The organism is Fictibacillus fluitans (assembly GCF_030418125.1).
Taxonomy (GTDB): domain Bacteria; phylum Bacillota; class Bacilli; order Bacillales; family Fictibacillaceae; genus Fictibacillus_C; species Fictibacillus_C fluitans.
In genome coordinates this window covers 58,776-84,818 of sequence record NZ_JAUHTR010000011.1, presented here as the reverse complement: position 1 = coordinate 84,818, position 26,043 = coordinate 58,776, and the positions used below count along the sequence as shown (strand labels likewise).

Below are 26,043 nucleotides of genomic sequence, written 5' to 3'. Positions count from 1 at the left end.
TGCTTTCGTTAATGGTTACTACCATTCTATCGCTGTCCAAGTTGATGTAAATACTCATAAAGGCCTGATTTGATTTTATTTGCAAAATTCCTGAACCATTTCTGCTTTTAGTTCTTCAATTGGAAAGTTCTCCGGATACGTGGAGATCATCAGCATAATCCCTTGAAGGGTAGATGAAAAATATAAGGATCTTTTCCTCGGTTTTTCCACACCCATTTTTTCAAACATTTCACACTGAAGCTCAAACTGTCTGGCGCTCTCCCCGATCAGTATTCTGCTGTAATTCGATAAAACCTGATCCGATTCCGGCTGTGTCTGCAGATGAAGATAAAACCGGTAAACGTCTGGATGCTGATGAACATTATCAAGCGCACCTTCAATGATATGTCGGAGCTGATCAACGGGTTTATCAATGGCAGCCGCCTCTTCCATCACTTGAATCAGTTCACCTACTCTCGTTTTGACCATTGTCGCAAGCAGGTCTTCCTTTCCTTTAAAATAATTGTACAAAAGACCTTTTGAGACTTCCGCTTGTTTCGCTACATCGTCGATAGAAGTCGCATGATATCCCTTTTTGATAAATAGCTCCATCGCGGCCAATCGGATTTTCTCTTTTGTTATCATTCGTATACGTTCGTTCTCTTGCTGGGTCCGCGGCATTTCTTACTCCTCCAAAAATTCAGTGATATAACGGCTTACCTCGTCAGGATGTGTTAGCGTCAGCATATGGTCTGCTTCGGGTATGTGAGTAAAGCTGATATTTTGTACCCTGTTAAAACATTGCGCGACTTGTTTATTGTCATAAAGCTCTTGTTCTCCCATGATAAACAAGGTCTTAGCATTAATCTCCTCCAGCCTTTCTATAGCTGGAGGTTCTGGCCAGACAGATTCAAATGTTCCCCACTCCCCTATTTTATTGAAGTGATGTCTGGACATTTCTACTAGCAGCTCCTTTTGAGGACTCGATAAAATAATGCGATAGGAAGGTGCATCCAGAGAGAGCTCCAGCATTTTCTCCTTGTCTGGATAAAAGGAACTGATTTTCTGCATCCACTGTGTGAATTCCTCTGAATACTGATAGCCGGACAATGAGGGGGCTATCAATACGAGTTGAGCTACCCTTTCCGGATGCTCCAGTGTAAAATCTGTTGCGAGCTGGCCGCCTATGGAATGGCCAATGAGGACAGCCTTCTCCAAATCCAGATGATGGAACAGATTAAGCAAGTCTTCAACATAATTGGCTGGCTGCATTGGTGAAGGAGATTTTCCGGCACCTCGCCCATCAACCGTTACCACCTTATACCGCTTAGCTAAAAGAGGTGCGATAAACGTCCAATCCCGTAAATCTGCACCTCCGCTGTGAAGAAGAACGATCGGTTTCCCACTGCCGCTCACCTCATAATAAAGGTCCATCAGAATACCCTCCATCCTCTTATTGAATTTCCTGTTGATTCCATTTTATTATTGAATGAATGTTCAGTCAATAATAAAACAGACTTTTCTCCTTTTACTCCTTGATGCTGACGTTACGTCATTTTATATACTGGTAGTAACTCGGAGATACGTTTGGAGGTTTTGGGATGAAACAGAGTGATATGATTATGTATGGATGTGTTATTATCGGCGCTGGTGTTGGATTACTGATCGATCAAGCCTTTCCGGGAGTACTGATTGGCCTGGGGGCAGGTTACCTTCTGCAACAGGCGAAGATCAAAAATAAGTGACAGAAATGCAGGTGATCACATGATTCATATTCACAGAGCAGCTGAACTGACAGGTGTCACTGTCAGAACCCTCCGTTACTACGACAAGATCGGGCTTTTGGCGCCTGCATCGAAAACAGAGGGCGGCCACCGATTATACACGAACGACGACATTAAATGTATGCAACAGATTCAATTTTTAAAAAGGATTGGGTTCTCATTGGAAGAGATCAAAAAGATGCTCAACTCCGAAGATTGGGATTGGACGGAAAGTATAAAAGATCAATTAGCCTATGTCCTGAAAGAACAGGAGCAGCTGAAGCAAATGGAGTCTTCTTTAAGGGAGCTTGTTCACGGCATCGCTATAGAAGGTGAAGAGGGCTGGATGGCCGCCATTGCGAAAATCATGCATTTATCCAGTAAGGACACCAGATTAAAACAAGATTCCCTGAACTCTGTCTTTCAACCCAGGGAGAAAAAACTGTTGGAAAAGGTCCCGTCCATGGCAAGTGAAGATCCAGATTCTCTGGAATGGATTGCGCTGATCGGCCAGTTAAAGCGTCATATGGGCGCCGGCCCGCAAGCGCCACGGATACAGCACATTATAAGAAGAATGGATGAAAAACGACTGGAGAACTTTGAAGGAGAGGACGAATTTATTGATCAGCTATGGGAAATCAGGATGTCACCTGCTCTTTCTGAAAAAATGAATTTATACCCGATGGATCAGGATGTACTGAAATTTATGGAAGAAGCCTACCGGATTTACATTTTGCGGGGTGAGAATGGATGAGTATGGAGCAGCTGCTCCTCATTGGTGGCCTGGCCCTTTTGGATACGCTTAGCCCCGCTATACTCGGAGTAACAATCTACCTGCTTTTAACTGACTCCAGAAGATACGTCCAGAGGTTACTGGTTTATTTAGCCACGGTAGCTATCTTTTATTTTACAGTCGGTGCGTTTCTAATGCTGGGACTGGGTGTTTTACTGGAGAATGTTTCCGGGATCCTTCAAAACCGGATGATCAGCTGGAACATCTTGATTATGGGCGGCATCCTGTTTACCGCAAGCTTTTACATGCCGTCTAAAAAGAACAATGAACGCCCTCTACCTCCATCCAACAGCATCCTTTCCATGGTTGCGCTCGGGTTTACCACATCTCTAATTGAGGTTGGAACCGCCTTTCCTTATTTCACAGCCATCGGCCTGATGACCGCTGAGAACCTGCCATGGTTGGAATGGGCTTTGACCTTAGGCGGATACAACCTGGTGATGGTCCTTCCATCCCTCTTGCTGCTCCTCTTCTATTCAACATTCGGCCAATGGATGACTAAGCCGCTGCATTCCCTCCGGAGTAAAATGGTAAGGCATACTGACACTGCGCTTTCCTGGGTCATGTGCATTATTGGCCTTTTATTGATCTTCAGCAGTTTGGATTACTTGTAGCTCTCTGGCACGGTCTTTTGGCTAGAAGAGCCCTTTGATTTTTTCCAATGGGAGGGGCTTTTACCCTGTACAGTTCACGGCTTGGTTTAAGTCTTTGAAAAAGCAGTTGATAATGTTATCTCAAAAAAAATAAGCCACCCCTAGGGAGGCAGACATCATTAACTCGTTTGATACAAAAAAATCAATTTATCTAGTTCCTGGCTTTTTTTAACTAAATCCTTGCTTGAGTAAACTTCACTTTTGTTTGCAATCAAGTATAGCGATTGACGAACGGTCTTTATTTCTTTCTTTAAATCTTCTTTAGTCAATTCCTTCTACTCTCCCATAAACGTTAAGATTAAGGTAATCTTATGTTACTGTTAAAAATTAGAAATATCAACTATTATTTCCCTATTATCGAAAATTGAAGTAAATCGCTTTCCTGTTCCATTCAAATAAAAAAGCTTGCAGACAAAAGACATTGTCCACAAGCGATAATTTTAACGTTTAGTTAAAAAGATTCGTTATGTAATACTGGAACTCAGTGCCCCAAATATTAAAATAGATCATTTTATTAAAGTACAGCATAACACCTAAAACCACCATTATACCTCCTCCAAATCTCATTAACTGTGAGGAATACTTAATAATGAATTTGGTTTTAGTAATAAAAAAGGCCATGATAATAAAAGGAATGCAAAATCCTAGAGAATAAGCGGTAATGTTCATGAACGTCTTGGCAGGATTCAATACATTGGCATACATAATAGCTGAGAAGATCGGCCCGATGCAGGGAGTCCATCCCGCTGCGAAAATCAGCCCCACCAATAGCGAGTTTAAATAATTTGAATTTTTCCCTCTTGCTTTAAACCTGAACTCCTTGAAAAGGAATTTGGGTTTAATAATCCCTACTAAAAACAGCCCCATCGCGACGATAAAAACCCCGCCAACCATACGGATTAAATCCTGGTAATTTATAAAAAGCTCTCCAATTTTACTAACAGAGAAACCCAGCGCGTAGTATATTATTGAAAACCCAATAGAAAAAAATAAAGAATGCAGGAGAATCTTTCTCTTAAATGTTAGACTTTGGTCACTTTTCAACTGTTGTACTGACATACCTGTAATATATGATAGAAACGAAGGGTATAGCGGCAAGCAACAAGGAGAAATAAATGCTAATAATCCTCCGGAAAACGCAAGTAAAAGTGTAACGTTTTGCATTGAAAAACCTCCTTTTCCCCCTTTTATTTAACCATATATCGTATAATATATCTATAAACTAATAATAATTACTGAAAAGGTGTTGAGCAGTTTGATTGCCAAAAAGAAAAAGAGAGAAATTTTTCGATTTGCTTTATTATTATTATTATTTGTCGCAGTAGGATTTGCTTTATATAAGCATTATAGTGATGATAACAAACAAACATTAATAGGCGAACCAGCACCAAATTTTAAATTGAAAAATATTAACGACAAAACGGTAGAGCTGCAGCAATCAAAAGGGAAAGTAACCCTGGTCAATTTCTGGGGATCATGGTGTGAACCCTGTAAAAGGGAAATGCCTTTACTTCAATCCATGTATTCTAAATATCACAATCGCGGATTTGAAATCCTTTCTGTAAACAGCCAAGAATCAAACCTTGCAGTCAAAAACTATGCACAAAAGTACCATTTATCTTTTCCTGTATTATTGGACTTAGAAAACCAAGCCGGAAGAGCTTATAACGTATATAAATTGCCTGCCAGTTTCTTAATCGATAGTAATGGAAAAGTTGTTGAAGGCTTTGAAGGGGAATTGAACAAAAAACAATTAGAAGGCTGGATACTCGAAGGATTGAAATAAAGTTTAAAAGTATAAGAGGTGACCTGGTATTATTGCGGGTCACCTCTTTTCTATTTACAGTAATCATTTATTCAGTTTTACTCTGCGAATCCATTATTGTCGAAATCATCTGCTCACAATTTGTAGATATTTCTCGGGAAATAGCTAAAATACCAGAACTTTTATTTTCGGAATATAGAAACCAGCTTGTCCCATCTCCCCTTACGCTGCTGGAGCGCTTCTTCCAACCGTTGATTGAAATCGGTTTGGGAGCTCCATTCCCTTTTTTGTTCGTCTCTCATTAATCGTATGTCTTGCTGCAATTGTTCGGTTTTTTGTTTTTCCTGATCCAGCAATCGTTCATAATGAACCGTTTGCTGTTCGGTTAGTTTTTGGATTTTGGCGTTCGTTTTTTGTGCTGCATTTCCAATGGTGGAACTGATAATATGATGATCTTGCTGGAGCCGGGAGATGGTAGTTTTAAGCTGGGACATGTCTTTGGTCAGCTGGACATTCATTTCACGGGTGGCGGCGAGTTCCTTGAATACAATCATTAAGGCTTCTTTAAGCTGATTGGGGTCATGGGGTAAGGTTTCGTATGTATCGCTTATTGCAATTTCTGTTTGATTGGATTCTTTTAATCTTTCCTGCTGCAGCTCCACAAGCTCTTTGGCTGTATCGTCCAGGGAATTGGGCGTATCGCGCAGCTCTATAAGCGCTTCGATATCAGATTGAACAAAGATCCGGCGATCGCCGTCCTTTAAAAACTCGTAGCCGTTCCGCTCCAAAACTTGTCCATACTTTCGCACAGTGGGAGTAGCAATCCCCACTGTTTCCGCGACTTCCTTGGAGGAGAAAGCACGTTCATTCGGTTGTATATCGCGTCGCATATCGGGCCTCCTTTTCTATTTAAAATGTCATTTATTATGTAAGTTTACGTATCACTTGTTATATCGCCAGGCGATACGCAAAACTAAAGCATTTTTTAAAAGGACATCTACCTATCCAATTATATCATTTCGTTAAATGGAATGGTTTTTTGAGGAGTCAGTATATCGCCAGGCGATACACAGCAATAATTTTTCTGTTTTTTGTTTCCTGCATTAAATCGCACCCACACTTCTCTTCGCCTGCTGCATTTTATGATAAAATTAATGCGGCTTCAACTTAAGGTGGACAGCCCTGTCTGCCTTCCAATTCAAATCAGGGCAGCTTAGGAGTGTTATTTTATTATGAACAAAAAAGATATTGCTCAAATTCGGAAACAATTTAAAAAAGAGAATGCTTCACTAAATATCTTTAGTATTTTCAACGTATATATCACGAAGGAATCAAGCGAAATCTATCATCACCAAAGCCAGCCGTTTGAAATGCTGGATCCCGAGCAGCAGGAATTGTTCCTGAATAACTTTAAAAAGATGCTTGGCGGCAATCTCGATGAGAAACTCTTTGAACTGAAGTTTAAGAGGAATGCTGAAAACAGCTCCCAGCTGATTTTGCACCAGGGACTGCTCAGCAGCGAAGTTGAGGACTGGAAAGAACGAATGCTCCAAATGGTCGCCAAGATGCTTGCAGACCGGCAATATGAGATGGATATTGTAATTACGTTCATTAAAGGGGAATACTTCAAGCCAACGAAACGCCGCGGGGCTGATGCTGAAGAGAGTTCAAACGATGCCGTTTACTCTCACCCTTTTATTTTGTGCAGCATCAACACAACGCAAGACCCTAAAAAAGAATTGCTGTTTGACTATGTGGAAAAAGAGTTCAAGTACAACTTTGTCCTGGATCCGGTCATTAACCTCAATTCACCCATCGCCGGGTTTTTGTTCCCATGTTTCACGGATAACGCGGCCGATGTGAACCACATCCTGTATTCGGCAGGAAAAGCGCATGAGCCTGATTATACTTTCATAGAGGAAGTTTTAAACGCTGAGGAAATGATGACAGCGCAGGATGATAAAGCGGTTTTTGAAGAAATCATCAAGCATGTAACCAGTGATCAATTGAATACCTCAACTCTCTCCAATGTGTATGAAGAAATTCACCGCATGATCGTGGATACTGAAGAGGAAGAACCGCCCAAACTGGACACGAAGGACGTAGAGCGCGTCCTCACCATGAGCGGGCTGGAGGATATCAGCACGGAAAAAGTAGAATTGGCCTTTAAAGACGTAATCGATGATCAAAATTATGAAATCAAAGCAAGCAGCGTCGTTCCAAAATACAATTCAAAATCTATTAAAATCAATACAAAAGTAGCCAACATTTCCATCAGCCCGCAGGATTTAAGGTACGTCAAACAAGTCAACCTTAGCGGCAAGCGCTACCTCATGATCGAAGTCGAAGAGGATACCGTTGTCGAGGGCTTTACCATGATTCCTGAGGCTTTTGCTGAAAAAGTGGAAGAATAATAGAAGAAAAGCTTCCCCTATTTCATTAGGAGAAGCTTTTTTCTATATCCCTATACCCTTTGATCAACCGGCAGAGGAGCATGCGGCGATACCAGGTTTTGGTCCCTTAGTTCATCCCAAAAGCCAGCAGGAATCTCTTCCGTGGATGCCGCGACATCCTCTTTAATATGCTCGGGCCGGGTTGATCCCGGGATAACAGCGGCTACTGCCGGATGTGCCATTGAAAATTGCAGGGCAGCTGCTTTGACGCTCACCCCGTGCTTTTCCGCGATCTGTTTGATTCGGCTGGCCTTTGAAGCTATTTCATCAGGGATATCTCCATAATCGAAATGACTTCCTCCAACCAATACGCCTGAGTTAAACGGAGCGCCGACGACGATTTTCATTTCTGTCTCGAGCGCCCGTGGCATTAACTTAAGCAATGCGTGTTCATGGTTTAAAAGTGTATAATGGGTTGCCTGCAGGCTGATGTCCGGCTGTGCTTCTTCCAGCTCCATGGCCAGTTCAATCGGTTCAGTCCGGTTAACACCTAGCCCCCACTTCTTGATGACTCCTTCTTCACGAAGGCGGGACAGTACGCGGAATGCTCCTTTTCGTGCGATATCAAACTGTGTGACCCACTCGTCTCCATGATAGTCCGGCGATACATCATGCACATACACAAAGTCCAAACGGTCTGTCTTTAAACGCTCAAGACTTTGCTCAACGGATCTCTTCACCGCATCCTCACTGTAATCGGTTATGACTTTATTTTTGCGGCCATATTGAAACATGCCTTCTTTTTCTTCCGTTTCATCTTCAATCACACGGCCCACCTTCGTTGACAGGAAAAAGTCATCGCGGTTGTGCTGGGATAAAAATTCCCCTACGCGCAATTCAGATAATCCCGCTCCATATAAAGGGGCAGTATCAAAATAACGGATGCCCAGATCCCATGCGGTTTCGAGTGTTTGTCTCGCTTCGTCATCCGGAACGTCCCTGAACATATTTCCAAGCGGAGCCGTCCCAATTCCCAATTTTCCTTTGATCAAATCCATAGTTATTGCCTCCTATCCAAATAGTGGTTTTTTTCGGCACTGCTAAGACCATTCCTTTTCTTTTTGCACTTAAAACACAAAAAGCCGCCCAATTAGCCAGGGACGGCTTTGGTAACTTTCTTTCTTGGTTGAAGGTTCTCTAATTGTTTTGTAAAATTTCCCCGCTATAAAAAGCTGGCCGTTCCTGAAGAGTAACCGGTTCCTTTTCTCCCGTTTTCTGTGCCTTCACACAGGCATCAGAGGTTACTGCTGCAATATAGCCATCCCAAGACGTTGGTCCCTGGGGCTCACCGGACCTGGCAATGGAATCAATAAAGTCCTGAATCTCCACATTATAGGCATCCATAAAGCGGTATTTCCAATCATTTAAAATATTGGTGCTCAGCTGTTCATTTACTCGCATAACGACACTTGGGAACTCCGGCAGTTTGGCAATGCCCTCTTCACCAACAACTTCGCACTGGATGTCATAGCCATATTTACAGTTTACGAACACTTCCACATTCATGACGATTCCGCCGTTCGTTTCGAATGTAAACAGCTGTGGATCCTGCAGCTTATCGTGCGCGTTTCTGGTTTTTCGCGGAAAGGTCACTTGAACCGTTTTATAGTCATCATTTACCAACCAGTGAAGCACATCGATTTCATGAATCAATGTATCTTGTACAGCGGATTCCGTAAGGTAATTTTCACCTGCTGCCTGATTGCGATGTGCGGCATGAATCATCAACGGCTCACCAATTTCATTATTTTCAATGACTTGTTTCAATTGGATATATCCGCTATCATATCTGCGCATAAATCCCACTTGAACGAGTTTCTTTCCCTGCTTCATTTCTGCTTCAACAATTCGCCTGCAGCCTGCAGCGGTTGTTGCCAACGGTTTTTCGCAAAATACATATTTACCGGCATCCACAGCAGCTACTACTGTTGCTTCATGGGCAGGGCCCCAACTGGTAACCAGCACAGCATCCACATTCTCATCCGCAATCAGTGACTTATCGTCAGGATGGATGACAGCATCCAATTGATACGTTTCTACCGTTTGTTTAGCCGATTCCTGGTTCACATCTGTTACCGCAACAATCTTTCCCCCGGATAGTTTATTGGTAATCCGATTAATGTGCTCCCTGCCAATAGCCCCTGTTCCTACTACACCAAATCTTAAGGTCACGTGAAATCTGCCTCCTTATAGGGTTTAACCAATAGTGCAAGAATAGTAAAAATTGAATTTGCAAACCTTTTTACGGCTCTACTAATAACATGTTTAAAGGAAGCAACTCTTTATCTACATACTTACGCGCTTTTAACGCGTATTCCAACGGATGTGCAATGGAGGGATCCTGCTCCGCTTCAATAACGATCCATCCCGAATAATCAGATTCAAGCAGCTTGTTATATATTTTTGTAAAATCAATGCAGCCATCACCTGGCACGGTAAACATTCCTGCTAAAAAGGATTGTAAGAATGACCTTCCAGCTTGCTGGCAGTGGTCTTTGACCGTTTGGCGTAAATCTTTAAAATGAACATGTTTGATGCGGTCCAAATGCTTATTCAGCAGCGTCATAAACTCTCCGTCAGATACATAGATGTGGCCGGTATCATAAAGTAAGTGAACGAGATTGGGATCCGTGTTTTCCATTAACCTGTCCACTTCCGCAAGGGTCTGGACACCTGTTCCCATGTGATGGTGATACACGAGTTTCAAATCATATTCCTCTGCAATTTTCCCCAGCTCATTTAGCCCCTGGCATAATTGTTCCCATTCTTCATCTGTGAAGCTGGGTTTCTCAGTAAAAACATTCTTCTCTGTACCTTGAATGCTGTACGTTTGCTCGGATACAACAGCAACAGCCGCTTTAACTTCCTTTAGATACTCACAATGTTTATGAAAAGCTTGTGTCGCCGCTTCAAGGCCATCACGAATGATATAGCTGCTGAACCACTGTCCGGCGATTCGCAGATTGCGAAGCTGAAGTTCCTTGTTTAAAACGTGGGCTTCCGGGAAAAAACCGCCAACCTCTGTTCCTTCAAACCCGGCCACTACAATATCACTTAGTAAGTGGGACAACGTATTTTCTGCACCAATTTCAGGAATGTCGTCATTCCGCCAGCCGATAGGAGCGATTCCCCATGAGATTCTCTGGTTTCCCATAGCAATGCCTTCTTTCTGCTTAGAATGCGTTTTCATTTCACTTTAACAAAATAAGTACTTTATGCTCGGCTTCTTTCCCCGGTGTTAGGATGATGCTTTGTTGTCCTGGGAGCGGTTGATTTTCGTTTCGGGACGCTCGCTTTCCGTGGGCGGGCGCTGAGCCTCCTCGTCGCAAGCTCCTGCGGGGTCTCATCTGTCCCGCTTTTCCCACTGGAGTCTCGCACCCTACACTTCAATCAACTTATCAATGATCCAAAAACCTTTTAGAATTAGTACTGCTTAGCAAGCTCCAATTTCTGCTTTCGTGCATTGAAGGCTTTTTGGATGCTGTCTTTGTGGGAGACTTCGGCTACGCCGACATTCCACCAGCTTTCGTAGCCGTCGGTCATGGTTTTTGGCAAAACTTTGATGTCAATGAGTGTTGATACCTGCTGCTGCTTAGCATCTTCCAGAGCAGCCTTCAGCCCCTCTACTGTGTTGACACTGTATGTCTTTGCGCCGTATCCCTCGGCCACTTTTGCATAATCGATGTTTAAAATTTCATTAGTATGTGTTCTGAATTCGGTGTGGAAACTGTCACTTCCGTTCTCCATCTGCAGGTTATTGATGCAGCCCCATCCGGAGTTATCAAAAAGGAGAATGTTTACTTTTTGGTTGTATTGAATGGCGGTGATCAATTCTGAGTGCATCAACAGGAAGCTGCCGTCACCGACCAGGGAATATACTTCTTGGTTCGGAGAGGCCAGTTTAGCTCCAAGTGCACCGGATACTTCATACCCCATGCAGGAATAGCCGTATTCCACGTTATACGTATTTTCTACGGCCGGATTCCAAATCCGCTGTACATCGCCCGGAAGAGATCCGGCTGAAGTGATGATGACGCTGTCAGGCGCAACCGTCTCATTCACAGCCAATAATGCGGTTGTTTGGGCAAGCTCGGTATTCAGGGCGTCCGCATATTCATTAAGTACATCCTGTGTAAAATTGTTCTTCACTTCCGGCTTGAAATTTTCACGGGTGAAGGTGACCTCGCTGAGGCGCTTTCGCTCGGTCAGCCATTCTTCCTTAAGCTCGGCGATTTCCCTGCCAAACTCCGTTTCATAGCCTTCCAATAAAGGCGCCAATTGTTCAAGGGTCAATTTTGCATCGGCTACAACCTGGAACGCATCCAGCTTATACGCCTGCAGGCGGCTGACGTTAATGTTCAAAAACTTGCTTTTTTCAAAGTTGAACGCCGTTTTTGAAGACGTGGCGAAATCGGTGTATCTTGTGCCGATCCCGATAATCAAATCGGATTCCCGTGCTGCTTTATTGGCCGCAAGGGTACCTGTGACTCCCATCCCGCCGAGATTATTTCTAAAGTTTGACTCTACCGTGGCTTTACCCGCTTGTGTTTCTACGAGGGGGATATTGTGTTTTTCAGACAGCTGGATCAGAATATCTTTGGCCTGCGAATATTTCGCTCCTCCGCCCACAAGAATGACCGGCTTTTTGCTCTCTTTAATCAGCTTTGCCGCTCCCTGAAGCTCACGTTCCACAGGAGCTCTGCGGTCCAAATAGTGAACGCGCTTATCAAAGAATTTCTCGTCATAATCGTACGCTTCGCCCTCCACATCCTGCGCGATACAGATGGTTGCAGGACCCGCTTTTCCGGGATCCGTCATGACTTCAAAGGCACGAAGCAGGCTGGACATTAATTGCTCCGGCCGGGTAATGCGGTCCCAATACCTTGAAACCGGCTTTAATGCATCGTTCGTGGTCACTGCCGCGCTGTATTCCTGTTCCACCTGCTGCAGCACGGGATCCGGCTGGCGGGTGGCGAACGTATCTGCCGGCAAAAGCAAAACAGGAATATTGTTGGCAAGAGCTGTTGCGGCAGCAGTTGCCAGGTTCGCGGAACCAGGTCCTACAGAAGTAGTCACCGCATAAATTTTCTGGCGAAGCATTTGTTTGCTGTAGGCCATGGCGGCAAGAGCCATGCCCTGTTCATTTTTTCCCTGAATGACTTTCAGGTGTCCAGCGTCCTGCTCCAATGCCTGGCCGATACCGAGCACGTTTCCATGCCCGAAAATCGCAAATACACCTTCCACGAAAGGAAATTCCTGTCCGTCAATATGGATATATTGCTGGTTTAAAAATTTAATTAACGCTTGAGCGGTTGTTAATCTCAATTTCCCCATGTCCATCAAACCCCTAACGTAATTGATCTGCTGTTTCTGTTCGTTCTGCAATCAACTGTTCGATTTCCTCAACGGTTGGCATTGCTTCTGAAGAACTGTGCTTGCTCACCACAATCGCTGCAGATGCACTGCCGTATTTTAGTGCTGTTTCAATCCCCTTGCCCGAGATTAAGGCGTATAAGAAGGCGGACGCATAGGAATCGCCTGCTCCGAATGTTTTCAGCACTTTCGTTAAATACGCCTGTCCTCTGAATGTTTCACCATTTTTTGTGTAGGCGTAGGAGCCTTCGACGCCATGCTTGATGACAACCAGCTCCGGAGAATAATTAAACAACTGTTTAATCGTTGTTTCGTTATTGCCTTCCGTTACGTTTTCCATGACATCAAATTCATCACGTGTTCCCACCACAACATCGGACTGCTGGGCCACCAATGTATAATAAACAGATGTTTCTTCAAGGGATTGCCACGTATATCCGCGATAGTCCAGTTCAAAGATAACCTTCACATCATTTTTTCTCGCCAATTGAACCGCTTTCAAAACTGCTTCACGGGAAGGGCTTTTCGCAAGGGCAGTCCCGGATACCAACAGTACTTTTGCCTTTTTAATATAGTCCTCTGATACTTCAGACGGCTCCAGATAAAGATCCGCTACATCATCACGGTACATAAGAATGCTGCATTCTTCCGGACTCTTAATCTCTGTAAATGCGAGACCCGTCTTATGGCCTTCTTCATCCACCACTATATTAGTAGTGTCAACACCAAGGCTGCGCATATATTGTTCAATAAAACGTCCATGCTGATCATCGGCAAGCTTGCCGATAAATCCAGCTTTTAGCCCAAGCTTGGAAGATCCGATGGCGATATTCGCGGGCGATCCACCAACGTACTTCTTGAACGTCATCGTTTCTTCCATCGGCCGGTTATACTCCACTGCGTTCAAATCGATGCAGGCACGGCCAATTGCTATAAGATCAAATTCCCGATCGGAATTAAATTGAATGTTCATCTCTGCCACAGCTCCTCTTATTTACGGTTTAAAATCCACTCATGGGCCGGTTCGTTATGGAACTTCCAGGTTCGCGTTGGCCCTGCCATCACATTCAAGTAATACGATTCATAACCATCAGGCACCCCGACTGGATGGTAGCCGGCCGGCACGACGACAACATCTCCATTCTCTGCAGCCATCGTTTCATCAATCGAGCGGTCATCGGTATATACACGCTGGAACACAAATCCCTGTCTTGGATTCATTTCATGGTAGTACGTTTCTTCTAAAAAGGATTCATGTGGCAAATTGTCCTGGTCGTGTTTATGCGGAGGATAACTGGACCAGTTTCCGCTTTCCGTGTAAACCTCTACAACCAAAAGGCTGTTTGCGCATGGATCGGAATCCGGCAGGATATTATGCACCAGGCGTTTATTGCTGTATTTTCCGCGGTTTTCTATGCCATTGTCGTCTGCCTTTATGAGTTTTGTCGGCAAGGACTTGCTCGAATGCGAGTAGCAAAGAACAACACGGGCCTGTGTGACAGCCGTTACTTCAAACGAACGGTCATTGGATACATAGACGCTGTCGGTCGGTTTCTTTTCAAAAACGCTTTCTCTCGTACCCAGATTTTCAAAAACCTGTTCGGAGTCAGAAACACTTATTTTTCCGGTTAAGGCAACAATGCAGCATTCTGTATTGCTCAAGCTTTCCTTATATGAACGTCCCGGAGCAAGGTCTACGACTTTTACACCAACATACTCCAATTGAGAGTTTTCACTATTAACGTCTTGAACGACAGTGACTCCTTCTGATACCTCGTTTTGTTGTGGTTTACGAAGCAATTGGCTCACTTTGCCATCTCCTCCTGTCTATGTAAAACTATTATCCTGATGCAGGGGACATCAGGATAACAGCTGTCAATCAATCTTTTCCGTTAGCATTAGGTGTTACTCTGAATCTACTTAACAAATGAGTAAATTACTTATTTTTTGTTATCTATTGGTTATATTTTGGTTATATTTGTTTTCATGGTAATACTTAAAGCGCTTTTGGTCAATCGTTTTATCAGTTGATTTTGATAATTCAGACTAATTATACCGCTTGCTATCCGATTAAACAAAAAAAGCTCTTCCGCTTAGTGATGGAAAAGCTTTTCAGACAAAGGAATACTTATTAATCAGCAATAACAAATTGAATTCCATTCTCCTTTGCGTACTCCTGGTAATTTTCTTCTGGCAGTCTGTCTGTAACGATACAATCAATCTCGGCCAGCTTGCAGTAGGTCATTAATCCATATTTATCGAACTTGTTATGGTCGACCAATAGATAAACTTCTGAACTGCGGTTCACGACCGTTTTTTTCAACTCACTTTCATCCGGCGATGCATTGGTTACTCCATTTACCAGCGAGATTCCAGTGGAAGCCATAAATGCTTTCTTGATGTTGTAATCCCTCAATAATTCGATGTTTCGCGTGTTTACAAAAGAATTGGTTTTTCGGTCGACCATTCCCCCAATTGAGATTACATTTAAATTTTCATATGGAAGCGCCCGAACAATAAAATCAATGCTGTTTGTGAAAATGGTCAGGCTTTTTTCCTTTAAAAAATTAAACATTTCAATCGTTGTCGTTCCAGAATCCAGGAAGATAAAGTCACCATCCTCAATAAAATTCGAAGCCTTTTTAGAAATCAACACCTTTTCCTGAAGGTTCCGTACTTGCCGGTCCTGGAATGACTCCAGTTTTTTAGGAATGGCAGATACCCCGCCATACACTTTTTTCAGCTCGCCATGATCAACCAGTTCCTGCACATCACGCCTGATTGTATTTTTGGAAACATCAAATACGGTGACCAATTCATCCAAAGAAGCCGATTCGTGTTCCATGACATATTCTTTAATTTTTTTTATCCGTTTATCTTTAATCATATCATTCCACCTTAACTTGTCGCCTATACTTTTAACTGTTTACAAAACATCATACCATTATAAATACACATTACCAACAGTTACCCATGACTTCTCTATATTTTCCTGAAAAGGATAAATAAAAAGCCGCCAACGATATATTGGCGGCACTAATCTATTTAATTGTTAACAATTTGGAAAAGGCGGGATGCTCTGCGGGAAATGGAAGAAGTTCTCGGGGTCATACTTTGTCTTTACTTCCCGGAGTCTTTTAAAGTTCGAGCCCCAGTACTCTTTTCCATAGTTTCGGATAAATTCATCCGGAACATTAACATAGGAACCTTTTGTATAAGGGTTTAACATCCTGCGTACGGCTTCCACAGATGCCACATTTCTGGCTTCATCTGCTTTATCGGTCCAGCTGGACGTCCACTCTGTATAGAACAATGGATCGCGCCAATAGAAGGCCGTTGCATTTTTCGGTACTCTGCTTAGCTTGCCTCCCCAGTTAAAGAAGAAGAAGTTGGCTTCTGTTCCAGTCGCTTCTTCCAAAAACTTCTTCATCACTTTAATCGGTTCATCGGGCCAGAGGTGACATGCCCATGCGGACGAGAATTTTACACTTTGATCGGACCGGCCAGGAATAGGTTCGTCCGGGTCCAGGAAGTCAATCGCATCTGGATAGGGCACTGATTCGATTACGGTTTGAATTGGCGTACCCACACTGATTAGCGGTTCTAATAATTTGATCGCCTCGGATTTTGAACCGAGAAAAATTCCTTCCACATGAAGCAGACCGTTTATTTTGCTGGCGGCCTCCAGATAGCAGCCCAGTCGTTCATCTACAAACGGAGCCCAACGCTGCCAGGCTTTAAATACTATTTCCAGCTGCTCCCACGGCCAAATGATGTTAAAGACGGTTGCTGTCTTGGGGGCACGGTGAACCTTGAAGGTGTATTCGGTATTGTATCCAAAGTTACCGCCTCCGCCCCCTCTGGACGCCCATAGCAAATCCTCATGACGGCAATGGTTGGCCCGAATGATCCGGCCTTGTGCATCTACCGTTTTCAGACCCATTAAATTATCACTTACAAGACCAATGGACCGGGAAACCACGCCAAATCCGCCACCCATTGTAATTCCGCCAATACCAACTGTCGGACTGTCTCCAAACGGAGCCATAAAGCCTTGTCGTGCCAAGCCTTTTACAAGCGGCCCGACGTGAATGCCTGTCTGGACCGTTGCGATGGCATTTTCTTTATCCAGGTGTACTTTCTGCATGTCACTCACATCGATAACAATTCCTCCCTTAACCACGTTGAGGTTCTTATCAAGTGCATGACGCCCGCTTCTGACCCGGATCGGCACATTATGCTGCCTGGCCCATTTAATACCGTTGCTTACATCACGTGAATTTTGCGCAAAAACAAAAACCAGCGGATACGTATCAACATAAGGGTTCCAGTTCTTAATGGCTTCTGCATAGCCGGGGTCCCCCTTGAAGATCACCCGTCCGGTTAACCGTGCATATCCCATGAATTCACTCCTAATAAACAGATTTGTAGTCGTTTATCTATTGTATGAGGGGTGAGACAAGTCGGTTATGAATCAAATAACCATATTCGTGATGCAAGATATGTAAAAAAGGAGCATTTCTGCCCTTTTTTATCTATTGCAGCTGCAGCTGCTTTCTTAATGCTTCTTCTTCTTTTTGCAGATGCATTTACAAAAAGCAGCTTTTGCTTCTTCGGCTGCTGCTTCTGCAGCTGCCTTTTCAGCTTCTGCGCGAGCTCTTTCCAGTTCAGCCAAGGCTGCCCGGTTTTGTGCTGCTCTTAATTTTCTCTCTAAAGCTGCATTATCATCCATTGCACCAGCTACCCAGCCGTTTTGTCTTGAAGGAACCATTCTTCTTCCACCCATAATTCCCCAACCTCCATTAACTAGTTGAATCAATAGTTTGAGACCAATCACAGGAGGGGTGTTCCTTGATTGGTCCTGCTATTAATCTATGAAACAAATCTAGCAATGGTGTGGGATTATGGAGTACAAATTTAAAGCCGCCAAGTACATTTTGGCAGCTTTCAGCCTATTGTCTAATAGAGTTTAAGGTTTTTACATAATTGATGAAGGCAGGAAAGACCCTGCAGCTGCAGCAGATTCGTATGGTTCAGGAACTGTTCTATGTCTTGTATAATTTCTTTTACACCCTGCGGGTCCTTCTCTCTTAACTCTTTTATAGCCCTTTTTATTTTAATAGTCTCTTCCGAATACACCCCATTTTGGATGGCCTTCATGAGCAGAATTTTACTATATTGGAAGAGGTCAAAATATCGATAGTTGTTTTCTTCCCCCCTCGCCGAGGAAATATAGCCTTCTGTTTCCCAATACCTCAGCGTAGAATTCGATACTCCTGTCTTTTCGGCAACTTCCCCAACCCTGAATGTCCGATCCACGGTGGATCGATCTTGTATATCTATTAGGAGAGAACCGATCTGTTCTAACGTTGTTTTTACATGGTGATTCTCCACCTGTGCCTTATTCACTCTCCAGAGAGCTCCATGTATATCTTTCTTTTGAATATCCAATAGAACCCGTCTCGTCAGATCCATTCCAAAAGCGGGAGACATGGCAACAATACATTCAAAATAGGCTACATGTTCTTCTGTATAGACCCGGTAGCCGCTTTCCGTTCGTTCAGTGGGAGGAACGAATCCCCTCTCTTCATATCCCCGTATCGTACTTGTGCTTATCTTGAGCTGTCTCGCTATGTCAACAGGCCGTAAATGTCCCATTCTTCCCCCTTTAATCCAGTTTAATCGTAATTCTATTATAAACTTTATACCCATGATTACCTGATACAATGGCACATCCTTTTTAAAACCTTACAATTGGCTTTAATGTTATACCATGAAACTGTAATCTGAAAAATGTTTACGGAGGAATTTAAATGAAGAAAGTAAAATCAGAAATGACCATTCATGAATTAGGCAGGGTGGCATGTGAGTATCTTCATGGAAACTGGAGATCCGTTCTTGATGAAAATAAAGAGGAGCTCATCAGGCTATTTCCTGAATACGAGGACGCCACATACGGTATGTATCTGGATAAGCTTATACCTCCCCTATGGAAGGAGTTTCAACGTTGTGGTTTTACGACAGCAGAGGAGAAAAAAGAAGGTGATTTTGTGATCGCTGACTGTCTGCATTTCAGCAACTCACTTGAAAAAGCAAAATGGGGTACGCCCCAGCACGAGATCAGGGTATTTTGGATTGTGGTGAAAAATGAAAGAAGTGAAAAGATCGGCACCCTGCTCTTTGAATTATCTCATTCTCATTTGAAATTCGATCTTCCTGCCGCTCCTCAGTTTTTTGTTTTTGAAGGCACGGAACGCCGCTCGATTGTTGAAAGGATTCGTGAGTTAAGAGAAGGTTAAGAAACCGCCTGCATCAGATCATGTTTTGACGGACGCTTGAGATGTAAGGGCAAGAATAACGCCAGTTCCGTTTTTTCATCATCTGACGCGCCGTTGCCGTAGGTGTATTAAATTGTGCTTGTACACCTGTAAAAATCAGGTGAGTACCAATCCATTATTTCTTATTTAACGATCTCCAATATATTGATTCTGTATTATTTGTCTTTAGCTAATAAAGCGAAAACCCATCATGAATAAACGCTTTCAGAAAAATGCTACAATAGAAACAAATAGATTGAAGAAAGGAACAGTACGATGTTCGAATTATTTCTTCCCATGCTCGAGCGGCTTGGCATCATCGTGACGGTTGCTTTCATCATCACACGGTTTCGTTTTTTTCGGCAACTGATTGACCGGAAGACCCTGAACCTCCAGCAGCAAGTGATGGCAGTAATGTTCTTTGGGCTGTTCGGCATTATCGGAACATACACCGGGCTTACGTATGATACATCCTCTTTGGAATACGGAAGATGGGCACTCGGTGTCGGTGATACCGAAGCCATTGCCAATTCAAGAGTTATAGGGATTGTCGCTGCAGGCTTATTGGGCGGTTACAGGATCGGAATCGGTGCCGGACTTATCGCCGGTCTCCATCGTTTTTCGCTTGGGGGATTCACCGGATTTGCTTGTGGCATCTCTGCCGTTGTCGCCGGTGTTCTTGCGGGGTTTTTTCATAAAAAAGACAAGCCGCTCAAGCTGAAGACAGCTTTGTTGATCGGTGGGCTTGCTGAAATGGTTCAGATGGCCATTATCTTAGTGATCTCCAGACCCTTTTCCCGTGCCTGGGAACTGGTCCAGGAAATCGGCTTACCGATGATTGTCGCAAATGGCGTAGGCTCTGCTCTTTTTTTGCTGATCATCAGAAACGTTTTAAACGAAGAAGAAAAAACAGGTGCGCTTTATGCACAGAAAGCGTTAAAGCTCGCAGAGTCGACCATTGCTTACTTAAGAAAAGGATTGACAACAGACTCTGCGCAAAGAACCTGCCAGATTATTTATGATGAAGTAGACGTAAGCGCTATTTCCATGACCGATAAAGAAAAAATTCTCGCTCATGTCGGACAGGCAGATGACCATCACCAACCGGGAGAAAGCATTCAGACTCACGCCACCAGGGAAGTCATCCAACAAGGCAAACTGATTGTCGCCAAACATGACGACATCAATTGCAGCCAGCCCAACTGTCCTCTTGGAGCAGCAGTAATCGCCCCGTTAAAAAGAAGGCAGGAAGTGGTGGGAACCCTTAAGTTTTATGTACAGTCAGAAAAGGAAGTATCCAACGTCCTTCTTGAGCTCATACAGGGTCTTAGTGCTCTGCTGGGTCAGCAGCTTGAAATAGCGGAAGCGGAAAAAGCGCAGGAACTGGCAAGGGAAGCCGAGGTAAAAGTACTGCAGGCGCAAGTTAATCCGCATTTTTTGTTCAATTCTCTGAATGTCATCGTTTCCCTGACACGTACAGAACCGCAGCGGGCCCGCTCTCTCCTCATTGCTTTATCAAAGTTTTTCCGGCAAAACCTTGGCGCAACAACGAAAACGTGGACTTCACTGAATGAGGAATTGAAGCATGTCCAAGCCTACCTGCTGATTGAAGAAACACGTTTTGTGGATAAATTAAAGGTAAACTATGTGATTGATGACTCTGCACTTTCTGTGAAAATCGCTCCCCTAACTCTGCAGCCGATTGTAGAGAATTGTATTAAGCATGGAATCAAGGATCAGGAAGCGGACTGTGAAATCAGGGTCCTAATACGGGATTTGGGTGAGATGGTAAAGATCACGGTCAAAGATAATGGCAGTGGAATCACACCCGAACGATTGGCCACTCTTGGTGAAAATGAGGTTCCCTCAGATAAAGGAACCGGGCTTGGCCTTATGAACGTAAATAAACGGTTAGAACATATGCATGGAGGGAAATCGAAACTCCACATCGAAAGTTCGCCTGATAAAGGCACGACCATTTCATTTCTTATCCCGAAAAGAGAGGAGACAACTGCATGAAGGGTCCTATAAAAGCGCTGATTGTAGATGATGAACGCTTCAGCCGGGAAGAGCTGATCTATTTACTCAAAGCCTATGAATCGATAGACATTGTTGGAGAAGCCGATTCCGGAGATGAAGCCCTCATGAAAGCGATCCAGCTGCAGCCCGATGTGATCTTCTTGGATGTGGAAATGCCAAGAATGGATGGCATGCAGGTTGCCCGATCTCTTCAGGAATTAAAAAAGGTGCCTGCCATCGTTTTTGGCACCGCTTATCCTGATTTTGCGGTGGAAGCTTTTCGACATGAAGCTGTTGACTATTTGCTAAAACCATTTGAAGAAGAACAGCTCGGCGATGCCATCGCCCGCTTGGAGAAAAAGCTAATGCCAACAGAACCAATCCCTTCACGTGAATCGAAACCTTCCAAGCTGGCTGTTGAGAAAGATGAAGAAATCCATTATCTCGACCCCGCGAATATCCTGTACGTATATCGGGATGACCGGCTAACCAAGATTGTCGGAAAAGATCATGTTTACGAAACAAAATGGGCATTAAAAGAAGTGGAAGAACGCCTGAGAGAATTTCCGTTCTTCCGTATTCATAAGAGCTATCTGGTAAATCTTGATTATGTGGCCCGTTTGATCCCCTGGTTCAATGGCGCCTATGAGCTGGAGCTCAGAGGCAGCAAAGACAAGCTCTCCGTGAGCCGCAACTATGTGAAAGAGCTAAGAAAACAGCTTGAGTTGTAAACCGTTCTTTTTTAAGGGCGGTTTTTTTGCATGTTAGGCCGAAAATTCGACATGTTAGACATGAATCCGACATATGAAAGCGTTCTCCTCATATGATAGTTGTAAGCGATTACAAAGATAGAGGAGGAATCTGCATTGATTACGTTTCTTGTGAGTATTGTCCTTTTAGTCCTCGGTTATTTTACGTACGGTAAATATATTGAAAAAACGTTCGGTGTGAACCCAGAACGTCAGACACCTGCCTATACACATGCTGATGGTGTCGACTACCTGCCAATGGGAGAAAAGAAAAATGCATTAATCCAATTATTGAATATTGCAGGGGTTGGCCCCATTTTCGGTCCGATTCTTGGTGCCCTTTACGGGCCTGTAGCCTTTTTATGGATTGTACTTGGCTGTATTTTTGCCGGCGCAGTTCATGACTATCTGACCGGTATGATTTCGATCCGCAACCGTGGAGCCCACCTGCCTGAGCTTGCCGGTAAATTTTTAGGAAAAGTAATGAAGCATGTCGTGAACGCCTTTTCCATTTTGCTGCTTGTGCTCGTAGGTACGGTATTTGTAACAGCACCTGCTGATCTGCTTCACAATATGACCAGCAGCTGGCTGAGCATGCCGATTATTTTAGCCGCTATTTTTGCTTATTATTTGCTGGCTACCATTCTTCCGATTGATAAAATCATCGGCCGGTTCTATCCGATTTTCGGAGCACTCCTCGTCATCAGCGCGGTTGGTGTCGGAGCCGCTCTCGTCTTCACAGGAGCGCCCATTCCGGAGATTTCCCTTGCGAACATGCATCCGGACAAGGCTCCGATTTTCCCGCTCTTGTTCTTAACGATTTCCTGCGGAGCACTCTCAGGCTTTCATGCGACGCAAACACCGATTATCTCCAGAACGACCCAGACAGAAAAACAAGGCCGCCGCATCTTCTACGGCATGATGATCGCAGAGGGAATTATCGCCATGATTTGGGCAGCGGCTGCTATGAGCTTGTTCCACGGATCTGCCGGATTAAATGAAGTGCTTGCGAACGGTGGTCCTGCCGCTGTCGTGAGTGAAGTGTCCACTTCCATGCTCGGAGCCATTGGAGGAACACTTGCTGTTCTTGGAGTAATCATCCTGCCTATAACTTCGGGAGATACCGCTTTCCGCAGCGCCCGTATGATTATTGCCGACTATATAAAGGTTTCCCAAAAGAAAATCGCCAGCCGGATCTGGATTGCCATTCCACTGTTTGTGATTTCCTTTGTGCTGACACGAGTTGACTTCACGCTGCTTTGGAGATATTTCTCCTGGGCGAATCAGTCCACCGCGGTCATTGCACTATGGGTCGGAGCCATGTACTTGTTCCTGGCCAGAAAAAATTACTATATCGCTGTCATTCCAGCCATATTTATGACCATGGCCACCTTCACTTATATTTTAAACGCACCGATTGGATTCGGTTTGCCGGTGAATGTGTCCTATATCTTCTCTGCCATTATTACAGTTGCGATCGTTGCCGTATTCTTTGTCGCAGCTCGCCGTGGCTTGAGCCAGAACCTTCCGCTTGACGATGAACTGAAACCAACAGCCTGATCGAATATATCAAAAATGAAAATCACCCGTCAGCCGAAGTGCTGGCGGGTGATTTTATTCTTACTGCTGGAAACGGCCACGCTGACGAAGCAATTCGCGGTTCAGGTTGGGGTTCTTTTCAAAAGCTGCACGTCCATGCAGCCAGAATTGGTTATTCAGGACCACCAGATCACCAACCGGCAGCTTCAGTTCAATTAAGCCCGGATCATTTTCCATGGATTCCGAGAGGTCTTTCAGATAAGCCGCTTTATCAATGGTTTCCGGATATGCAAATTGATCAATGAAACAAATACAAGGTTTGTTATTGTGGTTAACGAATGTTTTCCTTTGAACCTGCTGGCTGACGTTTTTACTCGCTGGAGCTTTATACGTGAACGGGTGGGAGGCAAGGGGATGGTTATAGAACTTATCCAGTTCCTTCCAATCATCCAGATGGAGCAGCCGCGATTCACCGCCAACCGCGTGCTCTTCCTTCATCTTCATCATTAACAGCCAATCAGTGGCTTCATCTACAAACGTCCCGTCGGTATGAAGTGTAAAAAGACGGTAGGGCTGGCGCAAATAGGAATCACTCGTGTCGTTATTCTTCACAGTAAAACGCGCGTAGTAATTCCCTGACATTGAATCAAAGTTTGGGGTCCCCACCAGGTGCGAGATGGCCGTTGAAAATTTCACAAAGTCATCCAGGTCCTCTGCCTGATCTTGCATACCAATGGTAAATCCGCCCGTTCCGCGGTCGTGAAGAATACCGTTTAGCACCTCCAGCAGACTGCCAGTGGTTAATTGATTCAAGTGGTCCGCCACTATATGGCGCATGTACGGAATATACTCCAGCTGCTGCAGGGAAACCTCACTTGTTAATGCTAAAAATTGCTTTATCACTTCAGGGGTAAATTCGATATGATACAACCTGTCACTTTGTTCATGAATTCTGACCTCGTATGCGTCCGCTTTACCGGCAAACACTGGTGTTTCCTTTGATTTAATCAAACCCATCATCTTTTCCTCCCCGAATTTTATAATAAAAACAACAGTTGGATTAAATGATCACCTTTGATAAATGGGATGGTACTGGAATTCTGCTCACTACTTCCTTGCCAATTTCAATAGAGGCCGTCGCTGCCGGGGATGGCGCATTACAAACATGAATGGTTTGTTTCCCGGCTATGATGTGAAAATCATCAACAAGCTTTCCATCCGATGTTAACGCTTGGGCACGAACACCCGCTGGTGCTGGAACGAGGTCACTTTCCTGAATCTCTGGAATAAGCGTTTGAAGGCTTTCTACAAATCTGGCTTTGCTGAAGGAACGGGCCATCTCGTTCATTCCTTCCTTCATGTACCGGCTTGCCAATTTCCAAAACCCGCTGTACCCCATCACTTCCGCAAAGTCCTTTACCGAGAAATCCGTCTTCCGATATCCTTCCCGCTTAAAACTGAGAACTGCATTCGGTCCTGCCTCCACTTCTCCTCCGATCATTCTTGTGAAATGAACGCCAAGAAACGGAAAATCAGGATTTGGGACGGGATAGATCAAATTTTTTACAAGATGCCTTTTTTCCGGCTTTAATTTATAGTACTCACCCCGAAACGGAACAATCTTCATGTCCGTTTTATACCCTGAAGCCATTGCGACGCGGTCACTGTGGAGCCCTGCGCAATTGATCATCAGCCGGGCTCTGAAGGTGCCCTTATCCGTTTCCACCATTACCTCATCCTTTGCTTCGGTAACTTTTTCAACCTTTGTACCCAGCTGGATGGTTCCTCCGTGATTTTGAATGATTTCAGCAAACTTCTCGCTCACTTGCTTGTAATTGACGATACCGGCAACAGGAACATGGATGGCAGCCAGACCATTGACATGAGGTTCAATTTCCATCAATTCATCCTGATCGATAAGACGCGTTTTCAGCTGGTTTTCTGTACTTCGTTCATAAAGGTTGTTTAGGAGATTTAGTTCTTCCTTTTTTGTGGCCACAATCACTTTTCCGCAAATATCATGCTCAATGTTGTGTTTTTTGCAGAAGGCGGTCATCGACTGACTGCCTTCCCGGGCAAATTGAGCCTTGAAGCTGCCGGGTTTATAATAGATGCCCGAATGAATGACCCCGCTGTTATGTCCGGTCTGATGGAGGGCAACCTGTGGTTCCTTTTCAATAAGGAGAACCTTTGCATGTTCAAAACGTTCATACAGAGCCATTCCAACAGAAAGGCCGACAATACCTCCCCCTACAATGATAAAATCGTACATGGCAGATCCCCCCTTCAGAATGAGTTCTCAATGTTCATCATTCCGCAGTCGGAATTTCGATCGTCAACAAGGGCGGGTATTGCTGAGATCCGAAAATATCTCCATCTCCCGGATCACCGCTCGGGCGGTCACGCAAAATAGTAAACTTGATCGCATTTGCAGGATCGTAGTGAACAAAGTCTGTTATTTTTTCTTCAGGCACCTGATATAAGACAGAGATAGATTCTTTGGTAATCACTCCGCTTTGACGCACAAGTTCATACTTTTCCTTTTCTTTAAAAATGATGTCAAATGTTATTTTGTCAGTTCCCGCGTTCTTGGACCGAATGGTTTTTGCCAGTTCGTGCAATAATTTGGTTCCCATTTTA

Annotated in this window: 27 protein-coding genes; 9 read left to right on the top strand and 18 right to left on the bottom strand. The window is 44.1% G+C overall.

Annotated features, from left to right (window positions below):
- Nucleotides 1-75: 75 nt before the first annotated feature.
- Together QYB97_RS18395 and QYB97_RS18390 are read right to left on the bottom strand one after the other, a co-directional pair.
- Nucleotides 76-660 carry a TetR/AcrR family transcriptional regulator gene (locus QYB97_RS18395; RefSeq protein WP_301167482.1) on the bottom strand — a complete coding sequence of 195 codons (585 nt, stop codon included), beginning with the start codon at nt 658-660 and terminating at the stop codon, nt 76-78.
- 3 nt (nt 661-663) lie between these two features.
- Nucleotides 664-1,413: an alpha/beta fold hydrolase gene (locus tag QYB97_RS18390; RefSeq protein ID WP_301167481.1), complete on the bottom strand. Its 750-nt coding sequence runs from the start codon at nt 1,411-1,413 to the stop codon at nt 664-666.
- Between the two features lie 167 nt (nt 1,414-1,580).
- Here QYB97_RS18390 and QYB97_RS18385 point away from each other — a divergent pair, with 167 nt between their 5' ends.
- The 3 genes from QYB97_RS18385 to QYB97_RS18375 are packed head-to-tail and all read left to right on the top strand — an operon-like array spanning nt 1,581 to nt 3,149.
- Entirely contained in the window at nt 1,581-1,724 is a 144-nt protein-coding gene (locus tag QYB97_RS18385) for a hypothetical protein (protein WP_301167480.1), read from the top strand.
- Between the two features lie 19 nt (nt 1,725-1,743).
- Nucleotides 1,744-2,496, top strand: a complete 753-nt coding sequence (locus QYB97_RS18380; protein WP_301167479.1) for a MerR family transcriptional regulator — start codon at nt 1,744-1,746, stop codon at nt 2,494-2,496.
- Nucleotides 2,493-3,149 (top strand): GAP family protein, encoded by a 657-nt coding sequence (locus tag QYB97_RS18375; protein WP_301167478.1) that lies wholly within the window; start codon nt 2,493-2,495, stop codon nt 3,147-3,149. Before QYB97_RS18380 ends, QYB97_RS18375 begins: the two co-directional genes overlap by 4 nt.
- A gap of 158 nt (nt 3,150-3,307) precedes the next feature.
- Here the strand turns inward: QYB97_RS18375 and QYB97_RS25240 are convergent, their stop codons facing one another.
- Both QYB97_RS25240 and QYB97_RS18370 read right to left on the bottom strand, forming a co-directional pair.
- A complete protein-coding gene (locus tag QYB97_RS25240) occupies nt 3,308-3,457 on the bottom strand; it encodes a Spo0E family sporulation regulatory protein-aspartic acid phosphatase (protein ID WP_356948194.1) in 150 nt (49 codons plus the stop codon).
- 178 nt (nt 3,458-3,635) lie between these two features.
- Nucleotides 3,636-4,352, bottom strand: a complete 717-nt coding sequence (locus QYB97_RS18370; RefSeq protein ID WP_301167477.1) for a cytochrome c biogenesis CcdA family protein — start codon at nt 4,350-4,352, stop codon at nt 3,636-3,638.
- 91 nt (nt 4,353-4,443) lie between these two features.
- Here QYB97_RS18370 and resA point away from each other — a divergent pair, with 91 nt between their 5' ends.
- The gene (resA, locus tag QYB97_RS18365; RefSeq protein ID WP_301167476.1) at nt 4,444-4,974 is read left to right on the top strand and encodes a thiol-disulfide oxidoreductase ResA; all 531 of its coding nucleotides are present in this window, start codon (nt 4,444-4,446) and stop codon (nt 4,972-4,974) included.
- 161 nt (nt 4,975-5,135) lie between these two features.
- Here resA and QYB97_RS18360 read toward each other — a convergent pair whose 3' ends face one another.
- Nucleotides 5,136-5,843, bottom strand: a complete 708-nt coding sequence (locus tag QYB97_RS18360; protein WP_301167475.1) for a hypothetical protein — start codon at nt 5,841-5,843, stop codon at nt 5,136-5,138.
- A gap of 342 nt (nt 5,844-6,185) precedes the next feature.
- Here QYB97_RS18360 and QYB97_RS18355 point away from each other — a divergent pair, with 342 nt between their 5' ends.
- Nucleotides 6,186-7,367: a DUF4317 domain-containing protein gene (locus QYB97_RS18355; RefSeq protein WP_301167474.1), complete on the top strand. Its 1,182-nt coding sequence runs from the start codon at nt 6,186-6,188 to the stop codon at nt 7,365-7,367.
- Between the two features lie 50 nt (nt 7,368-7,417).
- Here QYB97_RS18355 and QYB97_RS18350 read toward each other — a convergent pair whose 3' ends face one another.
- From QYB97_RS18350 to QYB97_RS18305, 10 genes are all read right to left on the bottom strand, one after another.
- Nucleotides 7,418-8,404: an aldo/keto reductase gene (locus QYB97_RS18350; RefSeq protein ID WP_301167473.1), complete on the bottom strand. Its 987-nt coding sequence runs from the start codon at nt 8,402-8,404 to the stop codon at nt 7,418-7,420.
- A gap of 139 nt (nt 8,405-8,543) precedes the next feature.
- Nucleotides 8,544-9,578, bottom strand: a complete 1,035-nt coding sequence (gene iolG, locus QYB97_RS18345) for a bifunctional inositol 2-dehydrogenase/D-chiro-inositol 1-dehydrogenase (RefSeq protein WP_301167472.1) — start codon at nt 9,576-9,578, stop codon at nt 8,544-8,546.
- Between the two features lie 70 nt (nt 9,579-9,648).
- Nucleotides 9,649-10,560 (bottom strand): myo-inosose-2 dehydratase, encoded by a 912-nt coding sequence (iolE, locus tag QYB97_RS18340; protein WP_301167471.1) that lies wholly within the window; start codon nt 10,558-10,560, stop codon nt 9,649-9,651.
- A 269-nt stretch (nt 10,561-10,829) separates the two neighbouring features.
- Nucleotides 10,830-12,740 (bottom strand): 3D-(3,5/4)-trihydroxycyclohexane-1,2-dione acylhydrolase (decyclizing), encoded by a 1,911-nt coding sequence (iolD, locus tag QYB97_RS18335; RefSeq protein ID WP_301167470.1) that lies wholly within the window; start codon nt 12,738-12,740, stop codon nt 10,830-10,832.
- 13 nt (nt 12,741-12,753) lie between these two features.
- Complete coding sequence (gene iolC, locus QYB97_RS18330) at nt 12,754-13,752, bottom strand: 5-dehydro-2-deoxygluconokinase (protein WP_301167469.1); 999 nt, start codon at nt 13,750-13,752, stop codon at nt 12,754-12,756.
- Between the two features lie 17 nt (nt 13,753-13,769).
- On the bottom strand, nt 13,770-14,588 hold the full coding sequence (iolB, locus tag QYB97_RS18325; RefSeq protein ID WP_301167468.1) for a 5-deoxy-glucuronate isomerase: 819 nt from the start codon (nt 14,586-14,588) through the stop codon (nt 13,770-13,772).
- Between the two features lie 322 nt (nt 14,589-14,910).
- Complete coding sequence (locus tag QYB97_RS18320) at nt 14,911-15,666, bottom strand: DeoR/GlpR family DNA-binding transcription regulator (RefSeq protein WP_301167467.1); 756 nt, start codon at nt 15,664-15,666, stop codon at nt 14,911-14,913.
- 165 nt (nt 15,667-15,831) lie between these two features.
- Nucleotides 15,832-17,181: an FAD-binding oxidoreductase gene (locus QYB97_RS18315; protein WP_301167466.1), complete on the bottom strand. Its 1,350-nt coding sequence runs from the start codon at nt 17,179-17,181 to the stop codon at nt 15,832-15,834.
- A 156-nt stretch (nt 17,182-17,337) separates the two neighbouring features.
- Nucleotides 17,338-17,616: a hypothetical protein gene (locus QYB97_RS18310; protein ID WP_301167465.1), complete on the bottom strand. Its 279-nt coding sequence runs from the start codon at nt 17,614-17,616 to the stop codon at nt 17,338-17,340.
- A 122-nt stretch (nt 17,617-17,738) separates the two neighbouring features.
- The gene (locus QYB97_RS18305) at nt 17,739-18,437 is read right to left on the bottom strand and encodes a MerR family DNA-binding transcriptional regulator (protein ID WP_301167464.1); all 699 of its coding nucleotides are present in this window, start codon (nt 18,435-18,437) and stop codon (nt 17,739-17,741) included.
- 155 nt (nt 18,438-18,592) lie between these two features.
- Here QYB97_RS18305 and QYB97_RS18300 point away from each other — a divergent pair, with 155 nt between their 5' ends.
- From QYB97_RS18300 to QYB97_RS18285, 4 genes are all read left to right on the top strand, one after another.
- Nucleotides 18,593-19,078 carry a DUF6022 family protein gene (locus QYB97_RS18300; protein WP_301167463.1) on the top strand — a complete coding sequence of 162 codons (486 nt, stop codon included), beginning with the start codon at nt 18,593-18,595 and terminating at the stop codon, nt 19,076-19,078.
- 294 nt (nt 19,079-19,372) lie between these two features.
- Nucleotides 19,373-21,115, top strand: a complete 1,743-nt coding sequence (locus QYB97_RS18295) for a sensor histidine kinase (RefSeq protein WP_301167462.1) — start codon at nt 19,373-19,375, stop codon at nt 21,113-21,115.
- Nucleotides 21,112-21,846: a LytR/AlgR family response regulator transcription factor gene (locus QYB97_RS18290; RefSeq protein WP_301167461.1), complete on the top strand. Its 735-nt coding sequence runs from the start codon at nt 21,112-21,114 to the stop codon at nt 21,844-21,846. The genes QYB97_RS18295 and QYB97_RS18290 overlap by 4 nt, the downstream gene beginning before the upstream one ends.
- 135 nt (nt 21,847-21,981) lie before the next feature.
- Nucleotides 21,982-23,424, top strand: a complete 1,443-nt coding sequence (locus tag QYB97_RS18285; RefSeq protein ID WP_301167460.1) for a carbon starvation CstA family protein — start codon at nt 21,982-21,984, stop codon at nt 23,422-23,424.
- A 60-nt stretch (nt 23,425-23,484) separates the two neighbouring features.
- Here the strand turns inward: QYB97_RS18285 and glaH are convergent, their stop codons facing one another.
- From glaH to QYB97_RS18270, 3 genes are read right to left on the bottom strand one after another with little or no spacing between them, the layout of a single operon-like run.
- On the bottom strand, nt 23,485-24,420 hold the full coding sequence (glaH, locus tag QYB97_RS18280) for a glutarate dioxygenase GlaH (protein WP_301167513.1): 936 nt from the start codon (nt 24,418-24,420) through the stop codon (nt 23,485-23,487).
- 43 nt (nt 24,421-24,463) lie between these two features.
- Nucleotides 24,464-25,675 carry an L-2-hydroxyglutarate oxidase gene (gene lhgO, locus QYB97_RS18275; protein ID WP_301167459.1) on the bottom strand — a complete coding sequence of 404 codons (1,212 nt, stop codon included), beginning with the start codon at nt 25,673-25,675 and terminating at the stop codon, nt 24,464-24,466.
- A gap of 37 nt (nt 25,676-25,712) precedes the next feature.
- Nucleotides 25,713-26,039: a DUF4387 domain-containing protein gene (locus QYB97_RS18270; RefSeq protein WP_301167458.1), complete on the bottom strand. Its 327-nt coding sequence runs from the start codon at nt 26,037-26,039 to the stop codon at nt 25,713-25,715.
- Nucleotides 26,040-26,043 lie beyond the last annotated feature (4 nt).